Genomic DNA, 12,461 nt, shown 5'->3' on the forward strand with positions numbered 1-12,461 from the left:
GCGGCTCTCCTTCGGGTACGCCCCGTCCGCAGCGAAGCACTGCGCTTCAGATCATTGTTCTGGTTCCGCCGCACCGCCGAACGCGCCATGGCAATGCGCCTGGCCGTCGGGCTGCGCGAAGTCGGCAAGGATCGGGCAATCGGGCCGGCCATCGCCGCTGCACGCCTCGGCCAGCGTGCGTAGCGTATCGCGCATGGCGGCGAGTTCGGCAATGCGCTTTTCCAGGTCGGCCACATGCCGCAGCGTCATCGCCTTCACATCGGCACTGGCGCGCCGGCGGTCATGCCACAGCGACAGCAGCCCGCGGATCTCGTCGAGCGAGAACCCGAGATTACGGGCGCGCCGCACGAAGCGCAAGGTGTGCACGGCGCGCTCGTCATAGCGGCGGTAGCCGCCTTCGGTGCGCGGCGGCGCATCGACCAGGCCGATCGACTCGTAGTGCCGGATCATCTTGGCGGACACGCCCGACGCGTCCGCGGCCTGCCCGATATTCATGCCTTGCCCTCCTGTTGGCCAGCGCCGGCGCCGGGATGCCAGCGGCGCAGCAGCAGCGCGTTGCTGACCACGCTCACGCTGGAGAACGCCATGGCCGCGCCGGCAACCACCGGATTGAGCAGGCCCGCCGCCGCCAGCGGAATGCCCACCACGTTGTAGAAGAACGCCCAGAACAGGTTCTGGCGGATCTTGCGCACGGTGCGGTGCGACACGGCCAGCGCATCGGCCACCAGCGCGGGATCGCCGCGCATCAGCGTGATGCCGGCGGCATGCATGGCCACGTCGGTGCCGGTCGACATGGCAATGCCGACATCGGCCGCGGCCAGCGCCGGTGCATCATTGATGCCGTCGCCGACCATCGCCACCACCGCGCCGTCCTGGCCCAGCGCTTGCACGCGCGCAGCCTTGTCTTGCGGCAGCACCTCGGCCTGCACTTCATCCAGTCCCAGCGCCTGCGCCACGCGCGCGGCGGCGCCGCGGTTGTCGCCGGTCAGCATCACCGTGCGCACGCCAGCCGCACGCAAGCGCGCGATGGCCGCTGGCGCGCCTGGCTTGATGGCATCGCCGAAGGCGACCAGCCCGGCCACGCGCGGCGGCTGCGTTTCGACCAGCCACGATACCGTGCGGCCCTCGTCGCGCAGGCGTTCGGCCACGGCTTGCAGCGTACCCGCATCAGCGCCCAGCGCCTCGCGCAGCCGTTCGCTGCCGAGTTGCAGGGCCTGCCCGTCGACCACGCCGGCAATGCCGCGTCCCGGCAGCGCCTGCACGTCGGCGGCCACCGGCGCGGCAATGCCGCGTGCCTGCGCCGCGTTCAGCACCGCACGCGCCAGCGGGTGCTCGCTGCCGGCCTGCAGCGCGGCCAGCCGTGCCAGCAGTCGCGCGCCGTCGGCATCATCCGCATCGGCAGCGTGCAGGGCCACGACCTCGGGCCGTCCCACGGTCAGCGTGCCGGTCTTGTCGAAGGCCGCCACGCTGACGCGGTGCGCAATCTCCAGCGCCTCGGCGTCCTTGATCAGGATGCCCGCGCGAGCCCCGGCGCCGGTGCCGGCCATGATCGCGGTCGGCGTGGCCAGCCCCAGTGCGCACGGGCAGGCGATCACCAGCACCGCCACGGCATTGAGCAGCGCCGCTTCCCAATCGCCCGCGAACAGGCCCCAGCCGAGCAGCGTGAGCAGCGCAATGCCGAGCACCACGGGCACGAATACCGCGCTGACCTGGTCCACCAGGCGCTGGATCGGCGCCTTGGCGGCCTGCGCGTGCTCGACCATGCGGATGATGCGGGCCAGCACGGTCTCGGCGCCCACCGCCACGGTGCGCGCCACCATCAGCCCTTCGAAATTGATGGCGCCGCCGGTGAGCTTGTCGCCGGGGCCCTTGGGCACCGGCAGGCTTTCGCCGGTCAGCATCGACTCGTCCGCGTGGCTCGTGCCTTCGATCACCACGGCATCGACGGGAATGCGCTCGCCGGGGCGCACCACCACCTCGTCATCGACGCGGACCGAACCCAGCGGCACGGTGACTTCCTGCCCGCCGCGCCGCACGCGGGCGGTGTCGGGCCGCAGCGCGGCGAGCGCGCGGATGGCGTCGGCGGTCTGGCGCTTGGCGCGCGTCTCCAGCCACTTGCCCAGCCGGACCAGCGTGATGACCACGGCAGCGCTTTCGAAATACAGATGCGGCATGCCGCCCGGCGATCGCGACATCAGCCACAGCGACAGGCCATAGGCCGCACTCGTGCCCAGCGCCACCAGCAGGTCCATATTGCCGGCGCCGGCACGCACGGCCTTCCAGCCGGCCTTGTAGAAGCGCCAGCCGAATACGAACTGCACCGGCGTGGCGAGCAGCCACTGCACCCGGGCGGGCAGCATCCAGTGCACGCCGAACCATTCCAGCACCATCGGGGCCACCAGCGGCAAGGACAGCGCCGCGGAGAGGATCACGGGCCACGGGCCGCTCCAGAATTCGCGTTTGGCGGCATCCGGTGATGCGGCGGGCAGTGAGTCCGTCACGGGAGTGGCGCCATAGCCGGCGCGCGTCACGGCGACCGCAAGCGCGCCGGCATCGGCGGCGCCGCGCAGCAGCGTCACGCTGGCGCGCTCGGTCGCCAGGTTGACCTGCGCGTCGAGTACGCCAGGCACTGCGCGCAGCGCGCGCTCGACCCGCCCCACGCAGGAGGCGCAAGTCATGTCCGAGATATCGAGTTCCACCGTCTCGCGCGGCACTTCATAGCCGGCATCGGCAATGGCCTTGGCCGCGGCCGGCAGCACGGCGCCGCTGTCCGCATGGAGAGTGGCCTGCTCGGTGGCCAGGTTCACGGCAACGTCCCGCACGCCCGGCACCTTGGCCAGCGCATTTTCGACACGCCGCACGCATGAGGCGCAGGTCATGCCGTCGATCGGCAGCCGCCACTCGGGCGCCTGGCTGCCCGTCAGGGCAGGGGAAAGGCTGGCATTCGACATCGCTTGGCTCATCCACAGTTTCAGTGACTGCATGATGGACCTTACCATGATAGGAAGGTCAAGGCGGTCTTCCCACTTTCCGGTTTTGCTTGCGCTTCCCACGGTGGGAAGGTTCACACTACGCCTGTCGCGGCGATCGTGCCGCCAGTCCATGTCAATCAGGAGGTCTCAGCCATGATCCAGTTCCAGGTCGAAGGCATGTCGTGCAACCACTGCGTCGGCGCGATTACGCGTGCCGTGCAAGGCGTCGATCCCGCCGCACGCGTGTCGGCCGATGTACCAGCGCAGTCAGTCAAGGTGGAAAGCGGCGCCGACGTGCAGGCGTTGCGCGCGGCGATCGAGGAAGCTGGCTATCCGGTGAAGTCGGCGGTGTGAGTCCCTGCGGGGTGCGCTAAAACAAAACGGGGCGCCCAGGGCACCCCGTTTTCGCATGCGTCCCGTCCGGACCGGTCAGAACTTGTAGCCCACGCTCAGGAACGTGACCACCGGATCGATCTTGATCTTGGTGTGCGACACGATCGTCACCCCGGCTGCCTGCGTGGTGAACGTCGCCCGCGTCGACACCGGCACGTAGGACACCGACAGGCCGACGAACCAGTTGTCGTTAATGGCGTAGTTGGCGCCGATATTGAACACCGGGTTCCACGAGCTGTCGGCGCTGGCGCTCATCCTGGCGCCCGGGATGCCAAAGGCGTGGTTGACGAAATCCTGGTTGCTGATGGTTTCGTCGGTGAACCACGTGTAGTTCACGCCGAGGCCGACGTAGGGACGGAACTTGGCCTTGGCCTCGAAGAAGTGGTACTTCACCAGCAACGCAGGGCTCCACTGCCGGACCGAACCAAGCTTGCCGTACTGGGCATAGTCGCCGGTGCCCTTGACGTCATGCTTGGGCGGAATGCCGGCAATGAAGTCGGCCGAGATGTTGTCCGTGAAGAAATGCGCGAAGGCAAGACCAACCGTGTCGGCGGTCTCGATGTCCGCTCCGGTGTTGGGGCGAACCATGCCGACCGGGCGGCCGTTGATGCTGTCCACCGTCAGCGGATCGGCCGAGCTGTTCGGCATGACGCGGAACCAGCCCAGGCTGATGATGTTGCTGCCAGCCGATTGTGCCTGTGCGGTACCTGCCAGCGCCATGACAGCGCCTGCCGCCAGCATCTTCTTATAGGTCGATTTCATAGTCCTCTACTCCTCATTCGGGTTACTACCGAAGGGCATTATCCGGCCTGCGGCAGCGGGACTGTTTCATCGACGATACGGATTCGTAGAATTTCTCCCCTAAATAAAGGGTTAACCACTAAAAAACCGCATCAAGGCTGACTTTCGCCCGCGGCGCCGCAGCATTCACGCAACGTTTCTGCCCCCGCGCGAAAAAACCCTCGAATCCAAGGGGTCTTATGCGGGCGCCGACCCGATTTTCACCGTGTCGACGCCCGCACGCGCCTGTTCGCTGCGTCGGGGCATCAGGGCGTCACGATGGCGAAGTTGCTGTCGAACTTGTCCATCAGGCCCATCCAGGTACGCAGCGCACCGGCATCCCCGTCGACACGGGCGCGTCCGGCCTGCACTTCGGCCGGCAGCGTGGTTTGCCCGGCCAGCACGCCGAACAGCGCCGTGCGCGGGATGCTCAGCGTCGCCTGCGGGACAGCGTGCCGGGCATCGGCCTTGTAGCGGAACACGCCGTTTTCCACCGTCAGCGCATAACGCTTGCCGGTATCGGGCTGGACCCAGTTGATGGCCAGCTTCTGTCCGGCCGCGCGCTCGCCGTTCAGGCGGATGGCCAGATAGTCCAGGAACATGGTGTCGGTCATGGCGCGCAGCACGTCAGGATTGGCCGTGCGCGCGCCCGGATCCTTCGGCAAGCCATTGCGCAGTTCCTGCGCGCCACTCAGGAAAGCGCTGCGCCAGGTGGCCGATTCGGTCTGGTAGCCGAGCTGCTCCAGGGCGTCGGCTTCCAGGTTGCGCGCCGCCTGGTTGGACGGATCGGCGAACACCACGTGCTTCATGACCTCGGCCACCCAGCGGTACTCGCCGCGCGCGTAGGAGGCCCTGGCCTGCTCGATCACCTTGTCGGCACCGCCCATGAACGCGACATAGTGCTTTGCAGCCTCTTCCGGCGGCAGCGGATACAGATTGGCCGGGTTGCCGTCATACCAGCCCAGGTAGCGCTGGTAGACGGCCTTGGCGTTGTGGTTGACCGTGCCGTAGTAGTCGCGCAAGTCCCACTGGCTTGCCAGCGACGGCGGCAGCTTCACGCGCTCGCCGATCTCGGCCGGTGTGAAGCCCTGGTTGGCCAGCCGCAGCGACTGGTCATGGATGTACTTGTAGGCATCGCGCTGGTTGCCGAGATAGCTGACGATGTTCTGCTGCCCCCACTTGGGCCAGTGGTGCTGGGCGAAGATCACCTCGGTGCGGCCGCCGAAGCGGTCGATGGTCTCGTCCAGCGCGCGCCACCACTGGTTGGCGTCGCGCACCTGCGCGCCGCGGATGGTGTACAGGTTGTGCAGGTTATGGGTGGCGTCCTCGGCCGCGCACAGCGCCTTCCACTGCGGGAAGTACATCAGCATCTCGGCCGGGGCCTCGGTGCCGGGCGCCATCAGGAACTCGATCTTCACGCCGTCGATCGTGCGCATCTCTCCGGTCTTCGCGATCAGGTCGGTTGGCGCAATCAGCGTGATGGTGCCGTGCGACACCGCCTTGCCCAGGCCCGAATCGACATGGCCGGTAGCCGAGCGCGGCAGGTTGGACCCGTACATGTACTGCGCCCTGCGGCCCATCGCCGTACCCGCGAACACGTTCTCGCTGACGGCCTCTTCCATGAACCCCTCGGGCGCCAGCACCTTGACGCGTCCGGCCTTGACGTCCTCCTCGGTGGTTACGCCCTTGACGCCGCCGAAGTGGTCGCCGTGGCTATGGGTATAGATCACCGCCACCACCGGCTTCTTCGGGCGATGCTTGTAGTACAGGTCGAGCGCCGCGTGCGCGGTTTCCATCGAGGTCAGCGGATCGATGATGATCAGCCCGCTGTCGCCCTCGATGATGGTCATGTTCGAGATGTCGAACCCGCGCACCTGGTAGATGCGGTCCGTGACCTGGAACAGGCCGTTGTTCAGGTTGACCTGGGCCTGGCGCCACAGGCTGGGGTTGACCGTATCGGGCGCCTTGGCATCGCGCAGGAAGGCATAGGTCCCGAGCGACCAGACCACCCGGCCCTTCGCATCGCGGATCTCGTTGCCGTCCAGCGTGCCGAGGAAACCGCGCTGCGCATCCTCGAAATCCTGCCGGTTGGCGAACGGCAATTGTTGCAGGACGGCCGCGTTGACCTTCGCCGTGGCCGGCGTAGCCGGCTGGGGGCCTTCGGCGGCATCGGCCGTGCCGGCCAGGCACAGCGCAGCGGCGGCCAGCGCCGCATATCGGTGAAGCATTCGGTTCTCCTTGAGAGATTGGCTCCATGCGAGCCCGAGGAAGCAACAGGCGGCAGCCGGACTGCCGTCCACCAGCGCGGGCGCATTGTGCTGAACGTTCAGTACAATTCACAAGTTTGGTTCGGATGCCGTCACACTGTCAAATTCGAATAATCAGGGATGCTCCGCGCGAGCACGCCCTGGATGTGCATAAACGGTTCTTTTTGATCGCCCCCATGCCTGCTTTCCCCCCACCACCCTACCCGCCCGCTGCACAGAAGAACCGTCGCGGGCTTGAAACGCGCCAACGCGTGCTCGCCGTGACGCGCGACCTGATCCGCGCGCACGGCTATGCCGAGGTAAAGCTGGATCAGATTTCCGTCAGTGCGGGCGTGGCCAAGAGCAGCCTGCTATGGCACTTCGGCAGCAAGGAAATGCTGCTGGCGGAAGCCGCGACCACGCTGTTCCGCGAGATCGGGCAGGAGATCGCGCCCGAGATACGCGCCGGAGAAACGCCGGCGCGACGCCTGGATCGTGTCTTCGATGAGGTCGCGCGAGCGTTGTCGGCCAACCCGGAAGCCAAGGGCGTGGTGCTCGGCATGCTGTTCTCGGGCAGCTTGCCGGCCAGCGTGCGTGCCGAAATCCACCGTGGCTGGGAAGGTCACGTGCAGGGACTGATTGATGCGTTCACGCAGCCGCAGCGGGCGATGCCGGCCACGATGGCGCGGCTGATGGTGTCCACCTTCCACGGCTGCTACTGCCACTGGTACGCAGGCGGATGCAGCGAACCGATTGCCGCCTACCTTGAGCCGGCGCGAGAACTGTTCCAGATGTGGCTGGCGGCCGCGGCCGCGCAGTAGCGCTCAGTCCTGCCGGCTGGCCAGCACGCAGGCCGCAAGGTCCCACAGCGCGTAGCCCACGCTCTTGAATACCAGCGGGCTGCCGGCGCGCGCGCGGATGGCATCGGCCCGCAGGATCGCGGTCTCGAACGGCTGCACCGTGGCCCAGTCGATACCGGCGTGCAACAGGTCGCCGGCCTCCTCCTCGATGCCGAACAGCGTATCCGCGAGCAACCGCCCGCTGGCCGAGGCCGCGTGGCACAGCGCTGGCGGCAACTCGCACATATCGGGACGGAATGCGCCGACCGCCGCAATGAACTGGTCGTCGCGCCACAAGCCGCTGTCGAGATCGGGAAGCACTGGGGTGCGGCTCGATGTCACGGTCACCACCATCGACACGCGCTGCAGCACGCTGGCGACGTCATCGACCACCTCCGCCTCGACGCCAAGCGTGCCGGCATGCGCGGCTAGCGCCTCAGCCTTGTCGCGCGTACGCGAATGCAGCCAGACGCGGCACAGCGGCAATCCGGCGATGAAGGCCTCCAGGTGCGTCAGCGCCTGCACGCCCGCGCCGATGATGAGCAGTTCGCCATCCGGTCGTGCAGCAAAGCGCTGCGCGGCCAGCAATGACACCGCCGCCGTGCGCCGGCCGGTGACCGTGGGGCCGTCGAGCATCGCCAGGCGCGCGCCGGTATGCGCATCGGCCACCACCACTTCGCCCAGGATGTTCGGCAACCCGCGCCGCGGATTGTCCGGATGCACGGTGATGTTCTTGGTCATCACCAGGCGCCGGTTGCGCGCCGGCATGACCAGCAGCGTGCCCTCCCCGTCCCGCGCATCGCCCACCGGCAGCGCGATGCGCGGCGGCGCCATGGCCGTCCCCTCGCGCAGCTCGGCCAGCATGTCGGCGATCGCTGCGGCCAGCTCGGGGTAAGGCAGGCGTGCCGCAGTGCTCGCGGCATCGAGGGGAATCAGTGACATGCAGCACTCCGGCGGGCACGGTTCAGGACCCGCCATTATGCGGCAGGCCCCGCACCCCATCAGCGCGCCAGCATCGGCATCACATGCTCGGCATAGCGCGTACCCACCGCTGCGCCGGCCGGGAAAACGGTATCGATCCCGGCGAGCTCCTTTGTATCGAGCCGCACCTCCAGCGCGCCCAGGTTGTCGTCGAGATTGGCGATGCGGCGCGTGCCGGGAATCGGCACCACCTGCTGGCCGCGCGCCAGCACCCAGGCCAGCGCGAGTTGCGCCGGCGTGCAGGCCTTGGCGGCGGCCAGTGCGCGCACCTTGTCGACCAGCGCAAGATTGCGCGCGAAGTTCTGGCCCATGAAACGCGGGTTGGACCGGCGGAAATCGTCCGCGTCGAAATCGTCCGGGCTGCGGATGGCTCCCGTCAGGAAGCCGCGCCCGAGCGGGCTGTACGGCACGAAGCCGATGCCCAGCCGTTCGCACGTGGCCAGGATGCCGTCGGTCTCCACGTCACGCGTCCACAGCGAATATTCGCTCTGCAACGCGGAGACCGGATGCACCTTGTGCGCGCGCTCGATGGTCTGCGCACCGGCCTCGGACAGGCCGATCCACCGGACTTTGCCGGCCTTCACGAGATCCGCCATGGCGCCCACCGTTTCCTCGATGGGCACCTGCGGATCGATGCGGTGCTGGTAATACAGGTCGATGTGGTCGACGCCGAGCCGCTTCAGGCTCGCCTCGCAGCTTGCGCGCACATACTCGGGCCGGCCGTTGACGCCGCGCGCCGCCGGCTGCGAGAGGTCGCGCACGATGCCGAACTTGGTCGCCAGCACGACCTGGTCGCGTCGCCCGGCAATGGCGCGTCCCACCAGTGCTTCATTGGTGTGCGGGCCGTAGATGTCGGCGGTGTCGAGCAGCGTTATGCCGCGGTCGAGCGCGTGCCGGATGGTGCGGATCGACTCCGCATCGTCGTGCGCGCCATAGAAATCGCTCATGCCCATGCAGCCGAGGCCGATCGCCGAGACCGTGGGACCGTGGTTGCCCAGTTGGCGTGAAGGAATCGAGGTGGCGTTTCCGGTCATGCTGGCTCCTGATGGATGGCGTCGCACGCGGCGACGAATGCAGGCAAGTATGGACAGTCGACGGCCACGGAACCAGCATGCTACGCTGCATGCATCATGAAGCCTGACTTCACAATCGATGCTGATTCCCTGCCCGCACTAGCGGCGTTCGTGCGCGTGGCCCGCCACGGCAGCTTCACGGCCGCCGCCGCGGCGCTCGCGGTCAGCCCGTCTGCGGTATCGCAGACCATTCGCCAGCTTGAAGCGCGGCTTGGCGTGCGTCTCCTGCAGCGCACCACGCGCAGCGTCGGGCTGACGGAAGCGGGCGCGGCATTGCTCGCCCGCATCGAGCCCGCGCTGCAGGAAATCGGCGCGGCCACCGACGACGTGCGCCAGCAGCGCGACAACCCGGTCGGCACCCTGCGCCTGACCACGCCCAATACCGCCGGTGTCATCGTGTTGCGGCCCCTGCTGGCGGCCTTCATGCGCGCGTACCCGGGCATTTGCGTCGATGTGGTCACCGACGACCGCTTTGCCGACATGGTCGCCGAAGGCTTCGACGCCGGCCTGCGCCTGGGCGAGGCCCTGCAGCGTGACATGGTGGCAATCCCTGTCACCGGCCCGCTGCGCATGGTCGTGGCAGCCGCCCCCGCCTATCTCGCGCAACACGGCACCCCGCAGACCCCCTCCGACCTGCACACGCATGCCTGCCTGCAATACCGCTTCGGTCCGCATGGCAGCGTCTACCGGTGGGAATTTATCGAAGACGGCCGCACCTTCACCGTGGACACGCACGCGGCGCTGATCGCCAATGACAAGACGCTGCTGCACCAGGCCGCGCTGGATGGCGCGGGGCTGATCTACGAGTTCCCCCACCACGTCCGCGCAGCGCTCGACGATGGCCGGCTCGTCACCGTGCTGGAACGCTGGCTGCCGCGATTCGACGGCTTCTACCTTTACTACCCTGGCCGCGCGCTGATGCCACCGAAGCTGCGTGCCTTCGTCGATTTCCTCAAGGCGCGCGCGCCTGTTTCAGCGGGCGCCGCGTCCCGCTGAAGCGGCCGGCGCACGCACGCTGGCGCCGCGCACTTCAATGCCGATGCGGTGCACCACCTTGCCGGCCGCGTCCAGCAGCTCCACCTGATGGCGGCCCGGCCATGGCAGCCACGCCACTTCGCCACCGCGCCCGAGCGGCTTGCCGTCCATGCGCCAGCTCACCGTGCGCGCGGTCTGGCCGGACACGCCTTCGGCGTGGAACCACACGCGCTGCGCGGACGGCGGCATGTCCGGATCGAGCGCAAAAATCGTCCCGTCGGCGGGGTTTGCGATCGCCGGCGCGCCAGCGCGCGCCGACGATGTGCCGACGTTGACGCGCGTGAGCGCCGTGCCTGCCAGGAACACTTCCTCGCGCGCGGGTTCAAGGTCATCGGAAAAGGTCAGTGCCACACGCTCGACACCCGCCGGCACGCCGGGGGCCATGCTCGGCTGCGAACGGTGCAGCGCGTCCATCACGTCATGCCATACCGGCGCCGCGCCCGAGACGCCTGACACATCGTGCATGCTGGCCCCGCTGGCGTTGCCGACCCACACGCCTACGGTGTAGCGCTGCGACCAGCCAATGCACCAGTTGTCGCGCATGTCCTTGCTGGTGCCGGTCTTCACCGCCGTCCAGAAGCGCGTGGTCAGCGGGCTGTCGAGACCGAAGGTGCGCGCACGCGCATGCCGGTCGGACAGGATGTCGCCGATCACATAAGTCGCCGTCGGCGACATCACCGCCGTCGAAGGCACCGACGCCACGCCGGCGCGCATGCGTACCGGTCCGTAGCGGCCGCCGTTCGCGAGCGCCCGATACGCATTGGTCAGCGCCAGCAGCGACACGTCCGCGCTGCCCAGCGCGAGGCTGTACCCGTAGTAGTCGCCCGCCTCGGTCAGGGGCAGCCCCAGCGCCACCAGCCGCTTGTGGAAGCGGTGCGGGGTCACCATCACCAGCGTGCGCACGGCGGGCACGTTCAGCGATGCTGCCAGCGCCGCGCGCGTGCTCACCCAGCCTGCATAGCGATGGTCGTAGTTCTGCGGCACGTACAGCCCGCCGCCCACGGGTAAATTGACCGGACGATCGTCAAGCAGCGAGGCGGCCGTCAGCCGGCGCTCTTCCAACGCCTGCTCGTACAGGAACGGCTTCAGCGTCGAGCCGGCCTGGCGCAGCGCCTGCGCGTGGTCCACCTGCGCCGCGCCGGACAGTTCGCCCGACGAGCCGACGTATGCGAGTACGTCGCCGCTCGCGTTGTCGATCACCACCACCGCGCCGTCTTCCACGTGCCGGCCGGCGAGTTCGCGCAGATGCCGCTGCAGGCTTGCCACCGCCACCCGCTGCAGCCCTGCATCGAGCGTCGAGCGAAGATACGGCACAACGGACGCATGCGGGCCCGCTTGCCCGCGCGCCTGGCTCAACAGCATCCGACCAAGGTGCGGTGCCACTTGCCCCGGCATGGCCGATGCCGCCGACCCGCGCTGCACGACACTGCCCGTGCGCAACAGCGCCAGTTGCGCGAAGCCCTCCAGCCCCTCGCATTCGCGCGGCACGCGCATCTCGCGCAAGATGCCGCACGCTCGTCGTGCGACTTGCGCGGCCCTGGCATTGGGCGCGCGAACGAGCGCCACGGCGAGCGCCGATTCGCGCGCATCGAGCCCTTCCGGAAACTTGCCGAACAACGCCTGCGACATCGCCGACAGGCCGACCAGTTCGCCGCGGAACGGGACCAGGTTCAGGTACGCCTCCAGGATCTGGTCCTTGCTCCAGCTACGCTCCAGCGACGCGGCGCCGGCGGCCTGCCCCAGCTTCTGCGTGACGCTGCGCCCCGCGCCCGCGCTGCCCGGTCGGCGCAGGTCTTCATCGAGCAGCCCCGCGAGCTGCATGGTCAGCGTGGAAGCGCCGCGCGTGCGCGTGTTCCAGAGATTGGCCCACGCCGCCGCGGCCACGCCTTGCCAGTCGACGCCGCTGTGCGCGTAGAAGCGCTTGTCTTCCGACAGCACGATAGCGGTACGCAGCGCGGGCGAGGTTTCCGCGAGCGTGACCCAATCGCCGCGGCGCACGCGGAAGTCATCGCGCAGGCGCGCAATGGTTTCGCCATTGCGATCGGTGACGACGACGTCGGTGCTGCGCCAGTCGGCGCGGACCTGGGTGAAGGATGGGAGTGCCTGGGCGGGCGGTGCCATCCATGTCAGTGCCACGGCAAA

10 protein-coding genes are annotated in these 12,461 nt (G+C 68.3%); 3 read left to right on the forward strand and 7 right to left on the reverse strand.

The features are described from left to right. Positions 1-51 precede the first annotated feature (51 nt). Positions 52-495 (reverse strand): Cu(I)-responsive transcriptional regulator, encoded by a 444-nt coding sequence (gene cueR, locus ACIGJC_RS15540; protein ID WP_483709870.1) that lies wholly within the window; start codon positions 493-495, stop codon positions 52-54. Continuing rightward, complete coding sequence (locus ACIGJC_RS15545) at positions 492-2,951, reverse strand: heavy metal translocating P-type ATPase (RefSeq protein WP_483711569.1); 2,460 nt, start codon at positions 2,949-2,951, stop codon at positions 492-494. The genes cueR and ACIGJC_RS15545 overlap by 4 nt, the downstream gene beginning before the upstream one ends. A 174-nt stretch (positions 2,952-3,125) precedes the next feature. On the opposite strand from ACIGJC_RS15545, the gene ACIGJC_RS15550 reads away from it, so the two are divergent. After that, positions 3,126-3,326, forward strand: coding sequence for a heavy-metal-associated domain-containing protein (locus ACIGJC_RS15550; protein ID WP_483709871.1), 201 nt, complete (start codon positions 3,126-3,128; stop codon positions 3,324-3,326). A 75-nt stretch (positions 3,327-3,401) separates the two neighbouring features. Here the strand turns inward: ACIGJC_RS15550 and ACIGJC_RS15555 are convergent, their stop codons facing one another. Together ACIGJC_RS15555 and ACIGJC_RS15560 are read right to left on the reverse strand one after the other, a co-directional pair. Further along, complete coding sequence (locus tag ACIGJC_RS15555) at positions 3,402-4,127, reverse strand: OmpW/AlkL family protein (protein ID WP_483709872.1); 726 nt, start codon at positions 4,125-4,127, stop codon at positions 3,402-3,404. 284 nt (positions 4,128-4,411) lie between these two features. Then, positions 4,412-6,373, reverse strand: a complete 1,962-nt coding sequence (locus ACIGJC_RS15560; RefSeq protein ID WP_483709873.1) for an alkyl/aryl-sulfatase — start codon at positions 6,371-6,373, stop codon at positions 4,412-4,414. 215 nt (positions 6,374-6,588) lie between these two features. Here ACIGJC_RS15560 and ACIGJC_RS15565 point away from each other — a divergent pair, with 215 nt between their 5' ends. Beyond that, positions 6,589-7,212 carry a TetR/AcrR family transcriptional regulator gene (locus ACIGJC_RS15565; RefSeq protein ID WP_483709874.1) on the forward strand — a complete coding sequence of 208 codons (624 nt, stop codon included), beginning with the start codon at positions 6,589-6,591 and terminating at the stop codon, positions 7,210-7,212. 3 nt (positions 7,213-7,215) lie between these two features. On the opposite strand, the gene ACIGJC_RS15570 is transcribed toward ACIGJC_RS15565, so the two are convergent. Both ACIGJC_RS15570 and ACIGJC_RS15575 read right to left on the reverse strand, forming a co-directional pair. Further along, positions 7,216-8,172 (reverse strand): delta(1)-pyrroline-2-carboxylate reductase family protein, encoded by a 957-nt coding sequence (locus ACIGJC_RS15570; RefSeq protein WP_483709875.1) that lies wholly within the window; start codon positions 8,170-8,172, stop codon positions 7,216-7,218. 59 nt (positions 8,173-8,231) lie between these two features. Beyond that, on the reverse strand, positions 8,232-9,245 hold the full coding sequence (locus ACIGJC_RS15575; RefSeq protein ID WP_483709876.1) for an aldo/keto reductase: 1,014 nt from the start codon (positions 9,243-9,245) through the stop codon (positions 8,232-8,234). A 96-nt stretch (positions 9,246-9,341) separates the two neighbouring features. On the opposite strand from ACIGJC_RS15575, the gene ACIGJC_RS15580 reads away from it, so the two are divergent. Next, positions 9,342-10,280, forward strand: coding sequence for a LysR family transcriptional regulator (locus tag ACIGJC_RS15580; RefSeq protein WP_483709877.1), 939 nt, complete (start codon positions 9,342-9,344; stop codon positions 10,278-10,280). Here the strand turns inward: ACIGJC_RS15580 and pbpC are convergent. Further along, positions 10,257-12,440 (reverse strand): penicillin-binding protein 1C, encoded by a 2,184-nt coding sequence (gene pbpC / locus ACIGJC_RS15585; protein WP_483711570.1) that lies wholly within the window; start codon positions 12,438-12,440, stop codon positions 10,257-10,259. The genes ACIGJC_RS15580 and pbpC overlap by 24 nt on opposite strands. Positions 12,441-12,461 lie beyond the last annotated feature (21 nt).

It is taken from the genome of Cupriavidus sp. C3SS-1, from assembly GCF_057073755.1.

Bases quoted from the DNA above. Each gene is read 5' to 3' on its own strand.
- cueR (WP_483709870.1), bottom strand. From the start codon at position 495: ATGAATATCGGGCAGGCCGCGGACGCGTCGGGCGTGTCCGCCAAGATG.
- ACIGJC_RS15545 (WP_483711569.1), bottom strand. From the start codon at position 2,951: ATGTCGAATGCCAGCCTTTCCCCTGCCCTGACGGGCAGCCAGGCGCCC.
- ACIGJC_RS15550 (WP_483709871.1), top strand. From the start codon at position 3,126: ATGATCCAGTTCCAGGTCGAAGGCATGTCGTGCAACCACTGCGTCGGC.
- ACIGJC_RS15555 (WP_483709872.1), bottom strand. From the start codon at position 4,127: ATGAAATCGACCTATAAGAAGATGCTGGCGGCAGGCGCTGTCATGGCG.
- ACIGJC_RS15560 (WP_483709873.1), bottom strand. From the start codon at position 6,373: ATGCTTCACCGATATGCGGCGCTGGCCGCCGCTGCGCTGTGCCTGGCC.
- ACIGJC_RS15565 (WP_483709874.1), top strand. From the start codon at position 6,589: ATGCCTGCTTTCCCCCCACCACCCTACCCGCCCGCTGCACAGAAGAAC.
- ACIGJC_RS15570 (WP_483709875.1), bottom strand. From the start codon at position 8,172: ATGTCACTGATTCCCCTCGATGCCGCGAGCACTGCGGCACGCCTGCCT.
- ACIGJC_RS15575 (WP_483709876.1), bottom strand. From the start codon at position 9,245: ATGACCGGAAACGCCACCTCGATTCCTTCACGCCAACTGGGCAACCAC.
- ACIGJC_RS15580 (WP_483709877.1), top strand. From the start codon at position 9,342: ATGAAGCCTGACTTCACAATCGATGCTGATTCCCTGCCCGCACTAGCG.
- pbpC (WP_483711570.1), bottom strand. From the start codon at position 12,440: ATGGCACCGCCCGCCCAGGCACTCCCATCCTTCACCCAGGTCCGCGCC.